This window comes from Mucilaginibacter sp. McL0603 (assembly GCF_049992945.1).
Lineage (GTDB): Bacteria > Bacteroidota > Bacteroidia > Sphingobacteriales > Sphingobacteriaceae > Mucilaginibacter.
In genome coordinates this window covers 3137899-3157538 of record NZ_CP188251.1, presented here as the reverse complement: position 1 = coordinate 3157538, position 19640 = coordinate 3137899, and the positions used below count along the sequence as shown (strand labels likewise).

The following is a 19640-nucleotide window of genomic DNA, read 5'->3' as shown; positions in this document are numbered from 1 at the left end:
CCGTAAGTAAGAGAAACGGCAGACAATTTTTGATTTTGATTAATGATAATCCGGGGGGATTATGTTCATCACAAATATAAAGATAGATTTTTAAATAAAAAGAATAGTCTTTATAAATATTTTATAATTAACTATAAAACAGGGTAATAATTTTAAGATTATATTACAGATAAATATTTATTATAGGGTTTATGGGGAGTTACGGACGGACATGTCGCATAGTTGACTCACCCGGTCATTGTTTCACTCGACCACCCTCTCTTCGCTGCGCGGAAAGAGGGATTGAAGAATTTTTTTTACTCACCTCTTTCCGCCAAAGGCGAAGAGAGGGGTGGCAAGCGCAGCGATGTCAGGGTGAGTAGAATATGCAAGCGGACGGACGCGCGGAGAGAAAACCCAATCAACTTAATCCAACTTAAACAACTTTAATATACTAAAAATATTAGTAATTTTATCACATGGAAGCCTACAAAGATTACCTGATCATACTTACGCCTCCTGCTCCTATTACAGAACAGGTGAAGAAGTTTAAGCAAAGCAGCGCAAGGCTTATCGGCGATTTTGAGGGGATGCACAGCAAAGCGCACCTCACCATGAAACGGCTGGCACGGCAAAAACCTTTCTGGACCGAGCCCCTGTTTCAGCAGCTGGAAAAAGAGTTGTCGCTGTTAGAGCCGGTTACCTTGCAGCTAAACGGTTTCGCCACCTTTTTACCTACCGACTATACCACTATATATGCTGCCATCAAATCGGCCCCGCCTATGGAAGATTGGTTTAAGCGGTTAAGAAAATGCCTTAACGAGAAGAAATCGGTACCGCACATCACCATAGCCAGGCAGGTACCCAACGACAAAGCCAAAAAACTATGGCCCAAATTTAAAGACCGCCGCTGGAACGACGAGTTCGAGCTCAAACGCCTCACGATACTACAACGCGAAAGTTATGGGTATGATAAAGCATGGAAACTTTTTAATGAGATACCCTTCAGGGGTGATCCTGCATGGCATGTGCTGCCGGATAAGAAAGCCGAAAAGGAAGATAAGGATTTGGGGGATGTGAATCAGATGAGCCTTTTTTAAGCAGAAAGCTCTTTTGGGCAGAAAGCTAAAAGACTAAAGCTGAAAGCTTTTATCCCTTGAATGCTTTGGACTTTCAGCTATAAGCTTTTAGCTCAAGAAAATGCTTTGGACTTTCAGCTTTTCGCTTTAAGCTAAAAAAACAAAATAAATTTGCATTAATGCTAAATAATTTAGCATATTTATATCCCTGATTTGGTTTGTGGGGTAATTGGTTAAGTAGTTGATTGAGTTGATTAAGTTAAGTAGTTGATTAATTAAGATGGTTGATTGAGTTGATTAAATTAAGTAGTTGATTAGGTTCTTAACCCAGTCAACTTAGTCCAACCCAATCAACCTAATCTAACCTAATCAACCTAATCTAATCCAATCCAACTTATTCAACCCAATCAACCCAATCAACCCAATCTAACTGAACATGACAGGTTACGCAGATTACATGATGGTACTTTCGCCGGGCGATGGTATCTGTGAGCAGGTAGTAAAATACAAAGCCGATGCTGAGGGTATAATCGGCAATTATGAGGGGCTACACTCAAAGGCGCACATCAGCATTAAGAATATGCCCCGGCGTAAACCTTACCTGGCACAGCCCGAATTAATGGGTCTGAAGAATAACCTGCAACTGCTGCCACCTGTTACTTTAACAATTGATGGCTTCGACTTTTTTACCCATGGTGATGAATACCGCACCATTTATGCAAAGATCAGGTCGACCACACATACCACCCAATGGTTCAAGGCATTGAAGAAATCCCTGGGTATTAAGGATTACCTGGTACCCCATATCACCATAGCCCGAAATATCGATGTGTGCGCACACAATTCATTATGGAGGCATTTTAAGGGCGTTAAATGGGTAGAAGATTTTGAAGTTTCAAAGCTCACCATACTACATCGACAGGCCTTTGATACCTTCGCCCACTGGCAGGTTTATGCTGAAATGCCCTTCGAGGCACGTCACCTGGTTAGTGAAGCACCGCCGAGGGAATCGTTGTTAAAACCGTTTCACGGTAATTATAATCCGAGCCAGCAGATAAGTTTGTTTTAGGTGAAAGGTTAAAGGCGAAAGGTAAAAGGCTAAGACCAATCTGTCATTCTTATAAACATAGAGAAGTTACGGACGGACAAAAGAAAAACCTTTCACCCTTAGCCTTTTACCTTTAACCTACTAAAAAAATAACATTTTCTTAACCCATATCAACCTTTTGTATATCTTTGTGCCGGGGTAAGTCTTTTACGACCAGCTCCTCTTGAACTCCCCCAGGGTGGGAACGCAGCAAGGGTAGAGGGTTGTAGCGGTGCGATAAAAGTAGCTTACCCTTTTTTTATTTTCCTTCGGCAAGGACATCAGAGTTTACACAACTCAAACAATATCCATTCAATTTATTACATCCCGTTAAGATAATTGTAAGGCAGATGCTTTACTTTTACCGTACTCAACTATTTGTGATTAATGGAGATCAAAAACGAAGAAAGACACCACGCGGGCATATTTTATATTGACGATAACGGCAACCGCCTGGGCGAAATGCGTTACCTCACACGCGATAATGTGATGAACATTTACCATACCGAGGTAAGCGAAAAACTAAAGGGCCAGCACATGGGCGAGAAACTGGTTGAAGCCGGCGTAAACTTCGCGCGTGAAAATCATTTAAAAATACTGCCTACCTGTGTTTTTGCACGATCAGTTTTTAACCGGGTTAAGGCTTATGGGGATGTGCTGGCGGAGATTTGAGGCGAAAGCCGAAAGGTAAAAGGCGAAAGCTTTTTTAAGTAAACATTTAACCTTTTGCCTTTCACCTTTTACCTTTCACCTTTAAAATTAGATAAATATGCTCGATATACTCATTATAGGCGGTGGCCCAATAGGTTTGGCGTGTGCATTAGAGGCACAAAAAGCCGGTTTAAGCTATATTATTATTGAAAAAGGTTGCCTGGTCAACTCGCTGTACAACTACCCTTCTACCATGACTTTCTTCAGTACTTCAGAGAAACTGGAGATCGGCGGTATCCCTTTTGTTACAATAAGCAACAAACCCAACCGTGCTGAGGCGTTGGAATATTACCGCAGGGTAGCTTTCTCTAATCACCTTAAAGTGAATTTGTTTGAAGAAGTTTCCTGTGTAGAACGGACGGACAAACATTACACCATCACCACCCCAAAAGGCAAATACGAGGCTAAGAATGTGATCCTCTCAACAGGCTTTTATGATATTGCTGTTAAACTGGATATCCCCGGCGAGGACCTGCCTAAAGTACAACACTATTATAAAGACCCTCATTATTATGCCCTGCAAAAGGTGGTAGTGGTGGGCTCAAGCAACTCGGCTATTGATGTGGCGTTGGAAACCTATCGTAAAGGTGCTGAGGTGACTTTGGTTATTCGTGGTGATGAGGTAGGTCACCGTGTAAAATACTGGGTCAGGCCCGATATCATTAACCGAATTAAAGAAGGCAGCATCAAAGCCCATTTTAACTCCAGCCTTACTGCTGTGCGCGAACACGAGGTAGACATCCAAACCCCGGACGGACAAATTACCATCCCCAATGATTTTGTAATGGCGATGACGGGCTACAGGCCAAACTTTGAGTTTTTAAAGAATATAGGCATCACCCTGTCAACCGACGAGAAGCTGATCCCCCAATACAATCATGAAACGATGGAAACCAACCTCAAAGGGCTTTATTTAGCCGGAGTGGTAGTGGGTGGTATGGATACTCATTTATGGTTCATTGAAAACTCACGTGTTCATGCAGAGATTATTGTGGGGGATATTGTGTCGAAGTTGAAAGGTTGATTGGGTTAGGTTAAATCAGCTTACATCCGGACGGACAAAACGCATAGTTGACTCACCCGGTCGTTGCTACGCTCGACCACCCTCTCTTCGCTGCGCGGAAAGAGGGATCGGAGAAGATTTTTATCCCCCTCTTTCCGCCAAAGGCGGAGAGAGGGGTGACAAGCGCAGCGATGTCGGGGTGAGTAGAATGTTCACCCGGACGGACGGACAAAATGATTGTGGTGATATCTTAAACAAAATACATTGAAATCAATCATCTGACAATGATGGGTAATCTACCGCTTCGGGATGCACGCCATGATTGAAAGGATCAAAATAATAGATCCCTTTTTTATTGTATAACTGAAGTTCTGCTTTAAGCCTGATCTCAAATGCTGCCTCATCTTTAACAGAAGGCATTGTCCATGCAGCTTCGGCCAAAGCAGCTAACCGTGGAAATACCATATAATCCAGGCGCTTTTCAGAACCAACGGTTTCAGTCCAAAGGTTTGCCTGTATGCCGATAATGTTTTTTAATTTTAACTGTGCCGTATCCGTCTGGCTATCGGGATAATTGTACACATCAGCAAAGCTATTAAAAGCCTTTCCATCCCATTTACGGCCGGATACATGTGCGCTATCCTGTACAAAATCAAAATACATCGGCAATCGTGGGCACAGCACCACCTGGTAATTCTTTTTTAGTGCCAAAGCCAGCTGCTCCGGTTTATTTTGACGCCACCAAAAAACAATTGTTTTATCAGCAGGAAGATCGGCATCGGTGGCTTCATCCCAGCAGAGTACTTTGTCTTTTAGTTTAATCACGGTATCGGCCATCCGCTTAATGAAATAAAATTCAAGCTCATTTGGAGTGCTGAATTTTTTATCAGCCATCATAGCTGTAATCTGAGGATTCTTGAGCCATGCCTGCATCCCAAAAGCAACTTCATCACCCCCTAAATGGAAAAGATGGGCAGGGAATAATTGATTAGTCTCCTTTATTATATCTGACAGGTAAGTATAAGTTTCTTCTTTGGCCGGGTTAAAAGTAAAATTAGGGTATTTTTCAACACTGCCGCCGCTATATTCAGGATAAGCTTTATTGGCTGCCGTGGCATGCCCCGGCATATCTATCTCAGGAATTATTGTAATAAAACGTTTTTGAGCATAATTAACTATCTCTTTAATATCATCTTTTGTATAATACTGTGCCGCTGCAAGTGAATCAGTAAAATTGCCTATCCCCCCAACAGAAGCTAACCTTGGATATTTGCTGATCTGTATACGCCAGCCCTGGGCATCAGTTAAATGCCAGTGGAATTTATTGAGCTTGTATCTTGCCATCCAATCCAACAACATCTCAACCTTTTGTTTGCCGTAGAAATGCCTGGCTTCATCCAGCATAAAACCCCGCCATTGGTAGCGCGGAGTATCATTAATAACCAATCCCGGTAATTTAATTGAGGAGGAATTAGCATTATCATTCACTAACTGCAGCAACGATTGGATACCGTAAAATATCCCCTCCCTGCTCGATGAAGATATGGTAACGCTATTGGCATTAATAACCAGGTGATAGCCATTTTGTACATCGTTTCCCTTTAATAAAACAAGCTTTATACCATTATTCGACTTCTTATTTATTCTTAATTGTATTTTACAGGAACTCAACACTTCACTTTTAAGATATTTAGCTTCCTGGTATAATGATTGATTATTAAAAGCGATTGTTTTTCCCTGTTTTAAAATAAACGCATCCTTTGTCGGTTTTAATGATGCTGGTTGTGGGATGATGCTTATATTTTGAGAAAAACACACTAAAGGGCAAAAGAGGATGAACAAAGTAGTTTTTAGTTTCATGTCAATAATTTAGGTATGGGTATCTGGGTTTTATTGATTGGTAATGCAATTATCGAATAATTTAATTTAATTTGAATATCATTAAATGTATTTTTTCTTGCATAAGTAAAAATTTATGCGATAATTTGCAACCAAATTAAAAATAACAAAAACACGCATAATAATGATCCAGCAAAGCTTAAATAAGCCCGTAACAAGAGCAATAAATGCTCCGGTTGCCGCTGCTTTGGTTTCAACGGTTTTTGAATTTTCGCCTTCACGACGAAGGCTTTACATACCCCGGGTTTAATTAACGCTCTGCTATTAACCCAAACCGAGGTTTTTTAAACTTCGTCAACAAAAATCCATCTAATTACGTATTGGCCACAAAGCCAAAGAATTTAACGTTAATTTATCTATTTCAATGACTATACAAGATTTTGATATTCGGGTTGCTTCAGCACAGGATGTCGATTATGCACAGCTGATTTGTGATGAAATGGCCGAGTCGGCAAAGGCTCGCGGCACAGGCATTGCACAACGCTCGGCTGAATATGTTGCTAATAAAATGCTGGAAGGCAAAGCAGTGATCGCTTTTCATAAAGACGGTACCTGGGCAGGGTTTTGTTATATCGAAACCTGGAGCGGTGAGTTTGTGGCTAATTCGGGACTGATAGTTAACCCTAACTTTCGCAAAAGCGGACTGGCCAAGGCGATCAAAGAAAACATATTCAAACTATCCAGAACCAAATACCCTGATGCAAAGATATTTGGCTTAACTACAGGTTTGGCAGTAATGAAGATCAACTCAGATTTGGGTTATGAGCCGGTTACCTACTCAGAGCTTACCCAGGATGAAAAGTTTTGGGAAGGATGCAAAAGCTGTGTTAACTATGATATCCTGACCAGCAAGGAGCGCAAGAATTGTATGTGTACAGCCATGTTATTTGACCCGGCTGAAAAGCAAAAAGAATACGAAGATAAAATGAAACGCATTACCCACAAGGCTACCCTATTGGAGCGTATTGAAAATGCGATAAAGAGACGGATGGAGAAGTTCTCTATTGAGCTGAAAGCTTAAAGACTAAAGCAGAAAGCCATTTTAGGCTGAAAGCGAAAAGACTAAAGCTGAAAGCTTTTTTTGAGCTGAGGATACGCTTTAAGCATTGAGCTTAAGAAAAGCTTTCTCTTAGTTACGGACGGACATTTTAAGCTGAAAGTGAGATTTAAAGATAAAGACAGATAAATTTGAATTTAAATTAACATTATACACATCAAAAAGCAGGAGCTTTAGACTTTCCGCTTTTAGCTTTAAGCTTGATATGAGGGATTATAAAAAATTGGAAGTATGGAAAAAGGCACATGAACTTAATTTGTTTGTGTATCTGCACTTTCTTCCAAAATTTCCAAAAAGTGAACAATTTGACTTATTAAGTCAGACGAAACGTGCGTCTTATTCCATTGCGCTAAACATTGTAGAGGGCAGTGGAAGATTTACGGAGAAAGATTTCGCTCATTTTTTAGATATGGCTTTAGGATCAGCTCATGAATTAGAATATTGCTCCCTGCTTAGTAGGGATTTAACTTATATTGATCAAGAGTTTTATCAACAAATTAATCAATTTATTAACGAAGTAAAGGCCATGTTAATTGGCTTAATTAAAAAATTAAGAGGGTAAAAAGCTTTGGTCTTTTTGCTTTCAGCTTTTAGCTTATGAAAAAGAAAGTAGTATTGGCTTACAGCGGTGGATTAGATACCTCATTCTGCTGCATTTATTTAACACGTGATTTAGGCCTTGAGGTTCACTCAGTTATCGTAAACACAGGCGGTTTTAGCGCTGATGAGTTATATCATGTTGAACAGCGTGCATACCGCATGGGTGTAACTTCGCACCATGTGGTAGATGAGACTGACAATTTTTACAACACCTGCGTGCGATACCTCATTTATGGTAATGTGTTAAAGAACAATACTTATCCCCTGTCAGTAAGTGCGGAGCGGGTAAGCCAGGCTACAGCCATAGCCAACTACGCCAAAGAAATTGGTGCCGAGTATGTAGCACACGGCAGTACAGGTGCAGGTAACGACCAGGTACGTTTTGATATGATCTTCAATATCCTGGTACCAAACGTGCAGATAATGACCCCTATTCGTGACCTTAAACTGAGTCGTGAAGAAGAGATTGAATACCTGAAAAAGCACGGTGTGGATATGAACTTCGAGAAAGCCAAATACTCTATCAACAAAGGTATCTGGGGAACATCTGTAGGCGGTAAAGAAACCCTTACTTCCAATTTAGGTTTACCAGAGGATGCATGGCCTACCCCAATGACAGCATCAGGCACAAGAAACATTGAGCTTGAATTTGAAAAAGGCGAATTGGTTGCTTTAGACGGCAAGAAATATGCTCATCCAACCCAGGTTATACAGGCACTACAGGCTATTGCACAACCATACGGCATCGGCAGAGATATACATGTGGGCGATACCATTATTGGTATTAAAGGTCGTGTAGGGTTTGAGGCTGCGGCTCCAATGGTTATTATCAAGGCGCATCACACTTTGGAGAAACATGTATTGACCAAATGGCAATTATCATGGAAAGATCAGTTATCTTCATTCTACGGTAACTGGCTGCACGAAGGGCAGTTCCACGACCCTATTATGCGTAACATTGAGGCGTTTTTAACCGATACCCAGCAAAATGTGAGCGGAAAAGTGTTTGTACAATTAAACCCTTATCGTTTCCAGGTGACAGGTATCGAATCTAAACATGATCTGATGTCGAGCAAGTTTGGCAGCTATGGCGAAATGAACAATGCCTGGACAGGCGAAGACGTTAAAGGATTCTCCAAGATATTTGGCAACCAGGTAATGATCTATCACAAAGTAAATGCCCCCCATTCCCCTGAAGGGGGGAGCAATTAATGCTCAATAAAAGTTAAATGGATAGTAACCAAAGTAAAAAAGACGGTCAAACTCTCTCTTTAGGGGGTCAGGGGGGCGTATTTTCAAAAAGCGAATGCACAAGCCACTATAAATGGGGCGATGATTGCTACGGTTGGAATTTTATAGATACAGACGCTTTATCTGTTAAACAGGAATTGATGCCTCCAGATACAGCCGAGCAATTGCATTATCACGAAAAGGCGACACAGGTATTTTTTATTATTAAAGGCAAGGCTACTTTTATGATAGACGGTATAGAAAGTGAGCTAAAGCCAGAACAGGGTATCGAGATAAAACCGGGGCAAAAGCATTTCATCAGCAATAAAGAAACATCAGACCTGGAATTTATACTGTACTCAACACCATCTACAAAAAATGACAGGATCAACATACCCCCTAACCCCCTAAAGGGGGAATTATAATTTTGAATATGAATGACACTGTGAAAAATATTAATACTACAAATACTCCCCCTTCAGGGGGCCGGGGGGTTAAAGCTGGTATAGTTGGCGGGGCAGGTTATACAGGCGGCGAAATGCTGCGTATACTTGTGAACCATCCCAATGTGGAGATCGCTTTTGTAAACAGTAACAGCAACGCAGGCAACTATATATACGAGGTACATACCGATTTATTTGGCGATACAGACCTGAAGTTCACAGGTGAATTACCCAATGATATCGATGTGCTTTTTCTATGCGTTGGGCATGGTGATGCTAAAAAGTTTTTAGAAGCTAACCCTATCCCCGATCATATTAAGATCATTGACTTGAGCCAGGATTTCAGGTTAAGCCAAAACTCGAAAATAAATAACAAAAGCTTTGTTTATGGTTTACCTGAGTTAAATAGGGATGCTATAAAATCAGCTCAAAACATCGCTAACCCGGGTTGCTTTGCAACATGCCTTCAATTAGGCTTATTACCGCTTGCAGCTAAAGGCTTGTTAAACGGAGAGGTACATATTACAGGTACAACAGGATCTACAGGTGCAGGGCAAAGCCCATCACCTACTACGCACTTTACGTGGAGGAATGATAACCTGTCTATCTACAAAGCCTTTGATCATCAGCATTTGAAGGAGATCGGCGAGTCAATTAAGCAACTTCAGCCTACTTACGGACGGACAATAAATTTTGTGCCTTATCGTGGTGATTATACCCGCGGCATTATTGCCAGTATTTACATGGACAGCGATCTGTCAGGCGATGAGGCTTTGAAATTATTTGAGGATTACTATGCTGGTCATCCGTTTACCCATGTTACCAGTCGTAATATTGATTTGAAACAGGTGGTGAATACTAACAAATGTTTTATACAGGTTGCCAAACATGGCAATAAGCTGCTTATAACAAGCATTATTGATAATTTAACAAAGGGCGCATCTGGACAAGCAGTTCAGAATATGAATTTGTTATTTGATTTCGATGAAACAGCAGGGCTAAGGCTTAAGGCCACTGCGTTTTAGCAGAAAGCTAAAAGCAGAAAGACCAAAGCTTTGTAATGAGAATATAGAATTAATAAATTAATAACCGGGAAAGAAAAAGCTTTCTGCTTTAAGCTTTCCGCATTCAGCTTAAAAGAATGAAACTATTTGATGTATATCCTATCAACCCGATCAACATTGTAAAAGGTGTTGGAAGTTTGGTTTATGACGACAAGGGAACCGAGTACCTTGATCTGTATGGCGGTCATGCGGTGATCTCTATTGGTCACACCAACCCTCATTATGTAAGGCGATTGGAAGATCAGTTACATCAAATAGGGTTTTATTCTAATTCGATTGAGATCCCTTTGCAGAAGGAACTGGCTGAGAAATTGGGCAAGGTATCTGGTAAGGATGATTACCAGTTATTCTTATGCAACTCTGGCGCTGAGGCCAATGAGAATGCGCTTAAACTGGCATCATTTTACAATGGAAAAAAGATGGTAATAGCTTTCCGCAAGTCATTTCACGGACGGACATCGTTAGCGGTTGCAGTGACCGATAATCCAAAGATAGTTGCTCCGGTTAATGAAACAGATAATGTAATCTTCCTGCCCTGGTGCGATGAAGCAGCTTTAGAGCAAGCTTTTAATAAATATGAAGTGTCATCAGTAATAATAGAGGGCATACAGGGTGTGGGTGGTATACAGGTAGCCAGTGCAAGCTTTTTACAAAAGATCAGGTCGCTGTGTGATCAGCATAATGCGGTATTTATAGCAGACTCAGTTCAGTGCGGTTACGGACGGACAGGAAAATTCTACTCTCATGATTTTGCAGGTATCAATGCGGATATCTACAGTATGGCAAAAGGTATGGGTAACGGCTTCCCTATTGGTGGTATTATTATATCGCCAAAAATACAACCTGCTTATGGTATGCTGGGCACTACCTTTGGTGGTAACCATTTGGCCTGTGCCGCCGGTTTAGCTGTACTGGAAGTGATGGAACAGGATAACCTGATGCAAAATGCAACCACAGTTGGTGGTTACCTGATAGAAGAATTGAAGAAATTTGAACAGGTAAAAGAAGTACGCGGACGTGGTTTGATGATAGGCATTGAATTACCAGAAGAGCTGGCACATGCACGTAAAGAACTGCTGTTTACACACCATATTTTTACTGGAGAGGCCAAGCCAAATGTGATCAGGCTTTTACCGGCTCTGAATTTAACAAAGGCACATGCCGACAGGTTTTTAGAAGCGTTTACTACTGTACTAAATCATTCAACCATAGCACAATAAATACCCTGGGCGCCTATGAAACTTTTTTCGTCTGTAAATGATGTTGTCGACGTTCAATCGCTTGTTAAGGAGGCTTTGCATTTAAAGCAAAATCCTTACGCCTACGAGCATTTGGGTAAGCACAAGACCCTTGGGTTGATTTTTCTTAACCCGAGCTTACGTACCCGTATTAGTACCCAAAAAGCCGGCACTAATTTGGGGATGAACGTTATGGTACTCAATATAGATAAAGAAGGCTGGGCCCTGGAACTACAGGATGGCGCGATCATGAACGGAGGTACGGTAGAACACATTCGTGAAGCGGCAGGTGTTTTGGGGCAATATGTAGATATTATCGGGGTACGCTCGTTCCCTGGCTTAAAGAACCGGGATGCGGATTATAGCGAAGATGTATTTAACAAGTTTGTAAAATATTGCGGTGTACCGGTGGTGAGCTTGGAATCGGCTACACGTCACCCTTTACAAAGTTTAGCTGATTTGGTTACCATTGAGGAGTTAAAAACCAAAGCACGTCCTAAAGTGGTATTAACATGGGCACCTCATGTAAAAGCATTGCCACAGGCGGTACCCAATTCATTTGCAGAGTGGATGTGCAGGGCTGATGTTGATTTTACTATCACTCACCCAGAAGGATATGAATTATGCACTGATTTCACCAATGGCGCAACCATCACCCATAACCAGGACGAAGCATTAGCTGATGCTGATTTTATCTACGTAAAAAACTGGTCGGCTTATGAGCCTTACGGGAAGGTTTTTGGAGGATATGAGGACTGGATGCTGACCAATGACAAATTAAAACCTACCAATAATGCCAAGGTGATGCATTGCTTACCGGTACGTCGTAATTTGGAATTGTCCGATGAAATACTGGACGGACAAAACTCAATAGTAATCCACGAAGCGGGTAATCGTGTGTGGGCTGCACAGGCCGTATTGAAACAGATGCTGGAGACTTTGTAAATTAGGTCGCATGAAAAACGACGGTATTAAAGAGGTGGCAATCGACGATTCAGGTCGGCTTTGTATTTTTCCTGAAACTGAAAAATTTACCTATATCTACAGGACGGCAACAGAAGTTCATTGGGATAATAAGGATATGTTTCTTTATTCTCCTAAACCAAGAGAGTGGTCATATCTTGATTGGTATAAACATATTATAAATGTCGTTAAAAATGAATGTTACTGTAATTTGTCACTAACAAAGAATACATTATTTACCAATATCCCTGAAATATTAAAGAAAGAAATATTAGCCCTATAAAATGTACATCCCCTACTTTAACGCACTTACGGACGGACAAGAAATAATCGCATTTATGCAGCGATATAGCTTTGCCACTATTGTTACTGCCGTAAATGGTGTACCAGAGGCTACTCACCTGCCCTTTTTAGTTAAGCAGGAAAATGACAAGGTATTTTTGTTATCGCATTTTGCAAAGGCCAATCCACAATCGGCACAGGTAATCGAAAATACTTCACTGGTTATTTTTACTGAACCTCACGCCTATATATCGCCCAAAAATTACGAGAAAGAAGAGAATGTACCTACCTGGAATTATATCGCAGTGCATGCTTACGGCAAAGCGGTAATATTAGAGGAAGAACATAAAAAAGCGGAGCTGCTTAAGCATACCATTGAATATTATGATGCTGGTTATCTACAGCAATGGAATAATTTACCTGATCAGTACAAATCCAAAATGATGAAAGGGATCATTGCTTTTGAAATAGAAGTAACCGATCTACAAGCCAAAAAGAAGCTGAGCCAGAATAGAAGCGAAATTGAAAAAGAAAACATCATTCATTCTCTAAGCAAGAGCGGCGATGCTAATGAAAAGGAAATCGCAGCTTATATGGCTAAACTAAAAAGCAAATAAGATAATTAGTCAGTATTCTCTGTTTTTCTGTAAGAGAAATTAATGAGCCTGCTTAAGGTAAGTCCTTGCACAATAATAGAGAATATCACAATAAAATAACTCCCCGATAAGATCAGGTGCCTGTATGGTGTAATCGGTAATGATAAAGCCAGTGCAATAGAGATTCCTCCCCGTAAACCGGCCCAGGTAAGTATATTGATACTGCCATAATTAATATCCAGGCTTCGGCGTAAAAATGTAATAGGCAACATAATGCTGATCCATCTTGCCAATAATATCACTAAAATGCCAATACCGCCTATTAACCAGTAGTTTTTAAGAAAAGGCAAGTTAATCATCTGCAAACCGATCATCACAAATAAGATGGTATTTAACATTTCATCAATCAGCATCCAAAACCTTTCCAATGACTGATGCGAATGCTCTTTGTTATCGATATTGATCGAACGGTTACCCGATACTAACCCCGCAGCTACTACGGATAAAGGAATAGACAAATGGAAAACCTCGGCCAAAACACTGACACCCATAACCAAACCCAGTGATACCAGTACAATAGTTTGAAAATCGGTGATGGATTTCATTAGCCGGTTAGCAATAAAGCCAAATATCATCCCCATTGCAATACCACCAAACACTTCTCTTAAAAACAATAAAGCAGCCTTGGCAAAATCAACATGATCGCTCCCTGATTCAATAATTTCAAGTATGGTAATGAATAATACCAGGCCTATCCCATCATTAAATAAAGACTCGCCATGTATTATCGTTGCGAGATTAGCAGGCAGTTTGGAGCCTTTGATGATTGCACCAACGGCAACGGGGTCGGTTGGTGAGATCAGCGCCCCGAATAGAAAACAATAAACAAGGGGGATATTCACCTGGAATAGTGATGCCGCATAATAAAAAAGAACACCAAATATGATTGTAGATAAGATAACACCTACTGTACTTAAAATTAATACGGGATGCATTTCTTTTTTTAATCGCTGTGTATTAAGATTGAATGAGCCGGCGAAAAGCAGGAACCCCAGCATGATATTGAGTACAATGCCAGAGAAGTTTATACCCTTTGACAAGGCATTAAGGTACTTGGCGGCCCCAGGGTTTAACTTATCAACAACTATGGTGATAATAGAAAAAACTATGGCTACGCTTATAATACCGATAGTGCCTGGCAATTTGATAAACCGGGCGTTTATGTAGGAATAAATAGCGCTGACAGTAACCAGTAAAGCAATAACAACAAACAGATCCATAGGCATTAACCAGATTGGCTAACGTTGGAGTGTGCAGAATGTTTGTATCGGTTATTTAGCTACCGGCTCGGTCATCATCGTTTCAGTGTTGAAGAAACGCACGATGAGGCGGTTGTCAGTATTTTTTGTAAAGTATTTGATTGCCCAGCTGGTGAAAACGCTTAGCTTATTTGAAAAGCCCACCAACGACATTAAGTGAACAAACATCCATAGCACCCAGGCAAGGAAACCATGAAAATGTAGTTTCCAAATATCTGCCACTGCTTTATTTTGCCCTACGGTGGCTAAAGAACCTTTGTCGAAGTATTTAAATGGAACGGTGGGTTCGCCTTTTATCAGGTGCATCAAATTTTTAGCCAGGTGCTGCCCGGTTTGGATAGCACCCTGGGCCATACCCGGTATGCCGTTAGGTGTTTCAGGGGTTATCATGGCTGCGACATCACCAATTGCAAATACATTTTGATAACCAACTACCCTGCTGATATCATCGGTTTGTATCCTGCGGCCCTTCGTAATAGCACCATCTGGTAAACCGCCGGGTACCTCGCCCATTACGCCTGCTGCCCAAAAAACATTGCGGGTTAGTATGGTGGTGCCATCATCTATCTTTAGTTCATAGCCATCATAACTTTGTACATGCACACCATTATGTATAACCACGCCCATTTTAATCAATCCCTTTTTAGCAGCGGCAGAAGCGCTTGCAGACATGGCGCCAAGTACAACGGGCTTACCTTCTACCAGGAAAACCTTCATATCTTCTTCACAAAGTGAAGGATAATCCTTGCATAAAACATGGTTACGCATCTCGGCTAATGCACCAGATAGCTCCACGCCTGTAGGGCCACCGCCTACTACAACAAACGTTAGTAAGGCCTCTCTTTCAGTATAGTCTTTTGTAATAACTGCCTTTTCAAGGTTTTGCAGCATAAGGCTGCGTATATTTAATGCCTCACTAATGTTTTTCATCGGCATGGCATGATGCTCAATTTGCTTGTTGCCGAAGAAATTGGTATTGGCGCCTGTGGCTATTACCAGGTAATCATATTCAATTTCACCGATATCAGCTGTTAGCGTATTCTTTTCTGGGTTGATGGTTAGTACTTCAGCAAGATTGAAAGTAAAGTTCTTTTGATTGGTAAATATCCTTCTGATCGGGAAGCCTATAGAATCTGCTTCAATAGCGCCCATTGCCACCTGGTAAAGTAAGGGCTGAAAAGTATGATAATTATGCTTATCTAACATCAGGACTTCTACAGGCTTATTTTTTAGCTTTTTAGCCAGGTTAATGCCTCCAAATCCACCACCAATTATAACTACACGTGACACTCCTGCGGTTTTCTTCAATTCCATAAGTAGAATATATTACCAAATTTTCAGTCGCAAAATAACGATAAAAAAAGCTACCTGAAACTTTTTTCAACCTGATTTACGGTAACTATGTTTTTAATCTGACCTAATTTTTAAAAAATAAGTAACATCGAATTAGTATTTTAGCCTCTTATTGAATTTGATGGCTAAGAAAGAATTGCATATTATAAAAATTGGTGGCAATGTCATTGATAACTCTGAGAATCTCTATCATTTTTTGAAGGATTTTACGGCAATAGATGGTTACAAGATATTGGTGCATGGTGGCGGAAAAGTGGCCACGCAATTATCAGAGACGCTCGGTATTGAAGCCAAACTGGTTGATGGACGAAGGATAACAGATATTGAAACCCTGCGCGTAGTGACAATGGTTTATGGTGGGTTGATCAACAAAAATATAGTTGCCCAATTACAGCGTTTTGGTACTAATGCTATCGGCCTCACCGGTGCGGACGGAAATTTTATCAGAACCAGTAAACGGCCTGTAAAAACTATCGATTACGGCTTTGTGGGGGATATTGATGATAAATCCATCGACCCTAACAGTTTGGAAAAATTAATGGATGCAGGCTTCACCCCTGTTTTTTGTGCAATAACACATGATGGTGAAGGCCAGTTATTAAATACCAATGCAGATACTATTGCATCGGCATTGGCAGTTGCCTTGTCAAAAATATATGAAACTACTCTTGTATATTGCTTTGAAAAGAAAGGTGTTTTGCAGGATATTAATGACGAGGAATCATTGATCCGGGAAATTGACCCGGATAGGTATGAAAAGCTAAAAGGGCAACAGATCATTCACAGTGGTATGCTGCCAAAACTGGATAACGCTTTTACTGCCATCAATTGTGGAGTAAAGGCAGTAATTATCGGCAAGTCTGATGATTTAGGTCAGCTAAAATATAAACAATCATTTGGTACACGTTTAAGTAATCATAAAAAATGAGTGAACAACAAACCATCGCAATACTTGGTAGCGGGAATATCGGGCTGTCATTAGCAAGAGGATTGGTTAAGGCTGGTATTTATCAACCCGATCAAATTGTATTAACGCGCCGTAACGTTTCTGCTCTGTTATTATTGGCTGAAGAAGGATTTCAAACCACCAGTAATAATTCTGACGCAGTTAGAAAGGCGGATATTGTTGTTTTAGCTGTATTGCCGCAGCAACTCAATAAATTGCTATATGAAATAAAACCGGTACTGAAGAAACTGAAGCACCTGCTAATTTCAGTAGTGTCAGGGGTAAACTGTCATGATATACGTGTACAATCCGGCACGCAGGTTCAGGTAGTGCGTGCTATGCCTAATACTGCCATTGCTATTGGTCAATCTATGACCTGTATTGCTACTGATAACGCGTCTGCAGAAAACGTTGCGCTGGTAAAATCTTTATTCGATACGGTAGGCGTAACTATCCAGATCAATGAAGAGCTAATGACATCAGCAACGGCGCTCTGCGCCTGTGGTATCGCGTTCTTCTTACGTTCAATTCGCGCTGCATCACAAGGTGGTACTGAGATTGGCTTTCATGCACATGATGCACTGAAAATGGCCGCTCAAACAGCAAAAGGTGCTGCAGATCTGCTTCTACAATTAGCTTCGCATCCTGAACAGGAAATTGATAAGGTAACATCCCCCAAAGGCTGCACTATTGCAGGACTAAATGAGATGGAACATAACGGTTTTAGCTCGGCAATGATAAAGGGAATTAAAATGTCGGCAGAAAAGGCGGCGGTATTGTATGATAAGGAAGGTTAGAAAAAGCCCTCTTTCTTAAAGAGTATTTATTCCAGATAATAATGCTTTATTCTATTCAACTCATCATCCAGTTCATATACTATGGGCACACCGGTGGGTAGATCCAGTTTGATTACTTCTTCATCTGATAGATGATCAATATATTGAATTAAGGCCCGTAAACTGTTACCGTGCGCGGCAACGATTACTTTATGGTTAAGCTTTATGTCAGGAATAATACTTTCGTGCCAGAAGGGTAATACCCTGTCCATCGTTTCGCTAAGATTTTCGGTAAGTGGCAATTCCCGTTGAGTAAGTTGTTTATAGCGTGGGTCTTTACCCGGATATCGATCATCATCAATAGTAATGGCGGGTGGAAATGTATGAGGATCACGACGCCATTTATGTACCTGCTCTTCGCCATATTTTGCTGCTGTTTCCGCCTTATTTAGTCCTTGTAAGGCGCCATAAAACCGTTCATTCAACCGCCACGATTTTTGTACTGGTATCCAAAGCAGGTCCATTTCTTCCAATACGATATCCAGGGTTTTAATAGATCGTTTTAAAACAGAGCAAAAACCCGTATCAAAAGTATAACCATGTTTTTTAAATAGTTCGCCTGCATTTTTGGCCTGTTGATAACCATTTTCAGAAAGATCAACATCGGTCCAGCCTGTAAAACGGTTTTCAAGGTTCCATGTACTTTCGCCGTGACGTATTAAAACTAGTTTTTGCATAAGAAAGATGAAAGCATAAAGGTAAAAGATTAAAGCCCAAAGCTGTTTAATGATGAAATAATATCAGTAATCGGTGAAATCGTTCTATTAATCAGTGTAATCATTTTACTATATTGCATCATAAACCAAATTAAACCTAAAACTACTATGATCCCAACAACACCTGTTCCCGCAAAGGATGGGACTGCCAACCCTGCGCCATTAGGCCTGTGTGCCTTTGGCATGACTACCGTCTTATTAAATTTTCATAATGCCGGCTTTTTTGAGCTTAACTCCATCATACTGGCTATGGGCCTCTTTTATGGCGGCCTGGCCCAGGTAATTGCCGGTATTATTGAGGCAAAAAAAAATAATACTTTTGGATTAACAGCCTTTACCTCATATGGCTTTTTCTGGTTATCATTGGTCGGATTAATCGTTATGCCAAAATTGGGTTGGATTCCTGCAGCCTCTGATGATGCCATGGTTGCCTACCTTGCTATCTGGGGTTTCTTTACCTTTTGTATGTTTTTCGGCACTTTGAGATTGAACCGGGCACTACAATTTGTATTCGGATCCTTAACTATTTTATTCATTTTATTGGCTGTTGGCGATTCTACCGGTAATACTTCAATTAAACATCTTGCTGGGTATGAAGGTATAATATGCGGATTATCAGCTATATATACCGGAATAGCTAATGTATTAAATGAAATATACGGCAGATCAGTTTTACCTATAGGTGCTGTGTAAATTGTCTTAAACCGGAATTAATCGAATTAAAGAATTAGCAGAATTATATGTGTAATAAATAATAGTTTTGTTGACGATAAATGAAATTCGATAAATTCCTGAATTCTAATAATTCAGGTTCAGACAAATGAAAGATTTTAAGAAATATTACCTTTTACCCGCTACACCACAAGAAATCTATACTGCTTTAACCAATCCGCTAACCATTGAATTATGGACAGGTGAAGAAGCAGTAATGAGCACAGAACCTGGCTCAGAATTTTCTATGTGGGATGGCAGTATTGTTGGTAAAAACCTGGAATTTGAAGATGGAAAGAAAATAGTACAGCAATGGTATTTTGATGGGCAGCCTGAAGCATCTATTGTCACCATCAAACTGCATCCGGATAAAAAAGGTACGTCAGCGGAGTTGAGACACACTAATATTCCAGACCAGGACTACGACAGTTTTGCTGATGGATGGGATAGCTCCTATTTCGGGGCTTTGGCTGAATTTTTTGATGTCCCATAGTTTCGGACAAAACAGCACAAACAAAAAGCCACTTA

The 19640-nt window shown here is 40.6% G+C and carries 21 protein-coding genes and 1 other RNA gene; 18 read left to right on the top strand and 4 right to left on the bottom strand.

Translation table 11 applies throughout. The features are described 5' to 3' along the window. Positions 1 to 458 precede the first annotated feature (458 nt). The 5 genes from ACPPVU_RS14515 (at position 459) to ACPPVU_RS14495 (ending at position 3880) form a co-directional block, all read left to right on the top strand. On the top strand, positions 459 to 1079 hold the full coding sequence (locus ACPPVU_RS14515) for a 2'-5' RNA ligase family protein (RefSeq protein WP_426667234.1): 621 nt from the start codon (positions 459 to 461) through the stop codon (positions 1077 to 1079). A 415-nt stretch (positions 1080 to 1494) separates the two neighbouring features. Then, a complete protein-coding gene (locus tag ACPPVU_RS14510) occupies positions 1495 to 2127 on the top strand; it encodes a 2'-5' RNA ligase family protein (RefSeq protein WP_426667233.1) in 633 nt (210 codons plus the stop codon). A gap of 175 nt (positions 2128 to 2302) precedes the next feature. Beyond that, positions 2303 to 2402: signal recognition particle sRNA small type (gene ffs / locus ACPPVU_RS14505), an RNA gene on the top strand. Positions 2403 to 2532: 130 nt separating this feature from the next. Further along, the gene (locus tag ACPPVU_RS14500; RefSeq protein WP_426667232.1) at positions 2533 to 2817 is read left to right on the top strand and encodes a GNAT family N-acetyltransferase; all 285 of its coding nucleotides are present in this window, start codon (positions 2533 to 2535) and stop codon (positions 2815 to 2817) included. Positions 2818 to 2914: 97 nt separating this feature from the next. Further along, a complete protein-coding gene (locus ACPPVU_RS14495) occupies positions 2915 to 3880 on the top strand; it encodes a YpdA family putative bacillithiol disulfide reductase (RefSeq protein ID WP_426667231.1) in 966 nt (321 codons plus the stop codon). 249 nt (positions 3881 to 4129) lie between these two features. On the opposite strand, the gene ACPPVU_RS14490 is transcribed toward ACPPVU_RS14495, so the two are convergent. Then, positions 4130 to 5719: a beta-N-acetylhexosaminidase gene (locus ACPPVU_RS14490; protein WP_426667230.1), complete on the bottom strand. Its 1590-nt coding sequence runs from the start codon at positions 5717 to 5719 to the stop codon at positions 4130 to 4132. 403 nt (positions 5720 to 6122) lie between these two features. On the opposite strand from ACPPVU_RS14490, the gene ACPPVU_RS14485 reads away from it, so the two are divergent. The 9 genes from ACPPVU_RS14485 (at position 6123) to ACPPVU_RS14445 (ending at position 13252) form a co-directional block, all read left to right on the top strand. Beyond that, complete coding sequence (locus ACPPVU_RS14485; RefSeq protein WP_426667229.1) at positions 6123 to 6779, top strand: GNAT family N-acetyltransferase; 657 nt, start codon at positions 6123 to 6125, stop codon at positions 6777 to 6779. A gap of 241 nt (positions 6780 to 7020) precedes the next feature. Further along, positions 7021 to 7377: a four helix bundle protein gene (locus tag ACPPVU_RS14480; RefSeq protein WP_426667228.1), complete on the top strand. Its 357-nt coding sequence runs from the start codon at positions 7021 to 7023 to the stop codon at positions 7375 to 7377. A 35-nt stretch (positions 7378 to 7412) separates the two neighbouring features. After that, entirely contained in the window at positions 7413 to 8627 is a 1215-nt protein-coding gene (argG, locus tag ACPPVU_RS14475) for an argininosuccinate synthase (protein WP_426667227.1), read from the top strand. Positions 8628 to 8644: 17 nt separating this feature from the next. After that, entirely contained in the window at positions 8645 to 9070 is a 426-nt protein-coding gene (locus ACPPVU_RS14470) for a cupin domain-containing protein (RefSeq protein WP_426667226.1), read from the top strand. Between the two features lie 8 nt (positions 9071 to 9078). Beyond that, positions 9079 to 10113, top strand: coding sequence for an N-acetyl-gamma-glutamyl-phosphate reductase (gene argC / locus ACPPVU_RS14465; protein WP_426667225.1), 1035 nt, complete (start codon positions 9079 to 9081; stop codon positions 10111 to 10113). A gap of 116 nt (positions 10114 to 10229) precedes the next feature. Continuing rightward, the gene (locus ACPPVU_RS14460) at positions 10230 to 11372 is read left to right on the top strand and encodes an aspartate aminotransferase family protein (protein WP_426667224.1); all 1143 of its coding nucleotides are present in this window, start codon (positions 10230 to 10232) and stop codon (positions 11370 to 11372) included. A gap of 15 nt (positions 11373 to 11387) precedes the next feature. After that, entirely contained in the window at positions 11388 to 12335 is a 948-nt protein-coding gene (locus ACPPVU_RS14455) for an acetylornithine carbamoyltransferase (protein WP_426667223.1), read from the top strand. A 10-nt stretch (positions 12336 to 12345) separates the two neighbouring features. Continuing rightward, complete coding sequence (locus ACPPVU_RS14450) at positions 12346 to 12636, top strand: hypothetical protein (RefSeq protein WP_426667222.1); 291 nt, start codon at positions 12346 to 12348, stop codon at positions 12634 to 12636. A gap of 1 nt (position 12637) precedes the next feature. After that, a complete protein-coding gene (locus ACPPVU_RS14445; RefSeq protein ID WP_426667221.1) occupies positions 12638 to 13252 on the top strand; it encodes an FMN-binding negative transcriptional regulator in 615 nt (204 codons plus the stop codon). A gap of 5 nt (positions 13253 to 13257) precedes the next feature. Here ACPPVU_RS14445 and ACPPVU_RS14440 read toward each other — a convergent pair whose 3' ends face one another. Both ACPPVU_RS14440 and ACPPVU_RS14435 read right to left on the bottom strand, forming a co-directional pair. Beyond that, positions 13258 to 14517: a cation:proton antiporter gene (locus ACPPVU_RS14440; protein WP_426667220.1), complete on the bottom strand. Its 1260-nt coding sequence runs from the start codon at positions 14515 to 14517 to the stop codon at positions 13258 to 13260. 45 nt (positions 14518 to 14562) lie between these two features. Then, positions 14563 to 15864: an NAD(P)/FAD-dependent oxidoreductase gene (locus tag ACPPVU_RS14435; protein ID WP_426667219.1), complete on the bottom strand. Its 1302-nt coding sequence runs from the start codon at positions 15862 to 15864 to the stop codon at positions 14563 to 14565. Between the two features lie 160 nt (positions 15865 to 16024). Between ACPPVU_RS14435 and argB the strand changes: the two genes are divergently transcribed. Both argB and proC read left to right on the top strand, forming a co-directional pair. After that, the gene (gene argB, locus ACPPVU_RS14430; protein WP_426667218.1) at positions 16025 to 16831 is read left to right on the top strand and encodes an acetylglutamate kinase; all 807 of its coding nucleotides are present in this window, start codon (positions 16025 to 16027) and stop codon (positions 16829 to 16831) included. Further along, complete coding sequence (gene proC / locus ACPPVU_RS14425) at positions 16828 to 17646, top strand: pyrroline-5-carboxylate reductase (protein WP_426667217.1); 819 nt, start codon at positions 16828 to 16830, stop codon at positions 17644 to 17646. The genes argB and proC overlap by 4 nt, the downstream gene beginning before the upstream one ends. Positions 17647 to 17672: 26 nt before the next feature. On the opposite strand, the gene gpmA is transcribed toward proC, so the two are convergent. Further along, positions 17673 to 18362, bottom strand: coding sequence for a 2,3-diphosphoglycerate-dependent phosphoglycerate mutase (gpmA, locus tag ACPPVU_RS14420; protein ID WP_426667216.1), 690 nt, complete (start codon positions 18360 to 18362; stop codon positions 17673 to 17675). Between the two features lie 147 nt (positions 18363 to 18509). On the opposite strand from gpmA, the gene ACPPVU_RS14415 reads away from it, so the two are divergent. Together ACPPVU_RS14415 and ACPPVU_RS14410 are read left to right on the top strand one after the other, a co-directional pair. Further along, positions 18510 to 19094 (top strand): acetate uptake transporter, encoded by a 585-nt coding sequence (locus tag ACPPVU_RS14415; RefSeq protein ID WP_426667215.1) that lies wholly within the window; start codon positions 18510 to 18512, stop codon positions 19092 to 19094. A 127-nt stretch (positions 19095 to 19221) separates the two neighbouring features. Then, positions 19222 to 19605, top strand: a complete 384-nt coding sequence (locus ACPPVU_RS14410) for an SRPBCC domain-containing protein (protein ID WP_426667214.1) — start codon at positions 19222 to 19224, stop codon at positions 19603 to 19605. Positions 19606 to 19640 lie beyond the last annotated feature (35 nt).

Excerpts from the sequence above, each read along its gene's own strand:
- proC (WP_426667217.1), top strand. The coding sequence starts at position 16,828 with ATGAGTGAACAACAAACCATCGCAATACTTGGTAGCGGGAATATCGGG.
- gpmA (WP_426667216.1), bottom strand. The coding sequence starts at position 18,362 with ATGCAAAAACTAGTTTTAATACGTCACGGCGAAAGTACATGGAACCTT.
- ACPPVU_RS14495 (WP_426667231.1), top strand. The coding sequence starts at position 2,915 with ATGCTCGATATACTCATTATAGGCGGTGGCCCAATAGGTTTGGCGTGT.
- ACPPVU_RS14440 (WP_426667220.1), bottom strand. The coding sequence starts at position 14,517 with ATGCCTATGGATCTGTTTGTTGTTATTGCTTTACTGGTTACTGTCAGC.
- ACPPVU_RS14470 (WP_426667226.1), top strand. The coding sequence starts at position 8,645 with ATGGATAGTAACCAAAGTAAAAAAGACGGTCAAACTCTCTCTTTAGGG.
- ACPPVU_RS14410 (WP_426667214.1), top strand. The coding sequence starts at position 19,222 with ATGAAAGATTTTAAGAAATATTACCTTTTACCCGCTACACCACAAGAA.
- ACPPVU_RS14480 (WP_426667228.1), top strand. The coding sequence starts at position 7,021 with ATGAGGGATTATAAAAAATTGGAAGTATGGAAAAAGGCACATGAACTT.
- ACPPVU_RS14485 (WP_426667229.1), top strand. The coding sequence starts at position 6,123 with ATGACTATACAAGATTTTGATATTCGGGTTGCTTCAGCACAGGATGTC.
- ACPPVU_RS14460 (WP_426667224.1), top strand. The coding sequence starts at position 10,230 with ATGAAACTATTTGATGTATATCCTATCAACCCGATCAACATTGTAAAA.
- ACPPVU_RS14515 (WP_426667234.1), top strand. The coding sequence starts at position 459 with ATGGAAGCCTACAAAGATTACCTGATCATACTTACGCCTCCTGCTCCT.
- ACPPVU_RS14445 (WP_426667221.1), top strand. The coding sequence starts at position 12,638 with ATGTACATCCCCTACTTTAACGCACTTACGGACGGACAAGAAATAATC.
- ACPPVU_RS14500 (WP_426667232.1), top strand. The coding sequence starts at position 2,533 with ATGGAGATCAAAAACGAAGAAAGACACCACGCGGGCATATTTTATATT.
- ACPPVU_RS14415 (WP_426667215.1), top strand. The coding sequence starts at position 18,510 with ATGATCCCAACAACACCTGTTCCCGCAAAGGATGGGACTGCCAACCCT.
- ACPPVU_RS14450 (WP_426667222.1), top strand. The coding sequence starts at position 12,346 with ATGAAAAACGACGGTATTAAAGAGGTGGCAATCGACGATTCAGGTCGG.
- ACPPVU_RS14435 (WP_426667219.1), bottom strand. The coding sequence starts at position 15,864 with ATGGAATTGAAGAAAACCGCAGGAGTGTCACGTGTAGTTATAATTGGT.
- argC (WP_426667225.1), top strand. The coding sequence starts at position 9,079 with ATGAATGACACTGTGAAAAATATTAATACTACAAATACTCCCCCTTCA.
- ACPPVU_RS14455 (WP_426667223.1), top strand. The coding sequence starts at position 11,388 with ATGAAACTTTTTTCGTCTGTAAATGATGTTGTCGACGTTCAATCGCTT.
- argB (WP_426667218.1), top strand. The coding sequence starts at position 16,025 with ATGGCTAAGAAAGAATTGCATATTATAAAAATTGGTGGCAATGTCATT.
- ACPPVU_RS14490 (WP_426667230.1), bottom strand. The coding sequence starts at position 5,719 with ATGAAACTAAAAACTACTTTGTTCATCCTCTTTTGCCCTTTAGTGTGT.
- argG (WP_426667227.1), top strand. The coding sequence starts at position 7,413 with ATGAAAAAGAAAGTAGTATTGGCTTACAGCGGTGGATTAGATACCTCA.
- ACPPVU_RS14510 (WP_426667233.1), top strand. The coding sequence starts at position 1,495 with ATGACAGGTTACGCAGATTACATGATGGTACTTTCGCCGGGCGATGGT.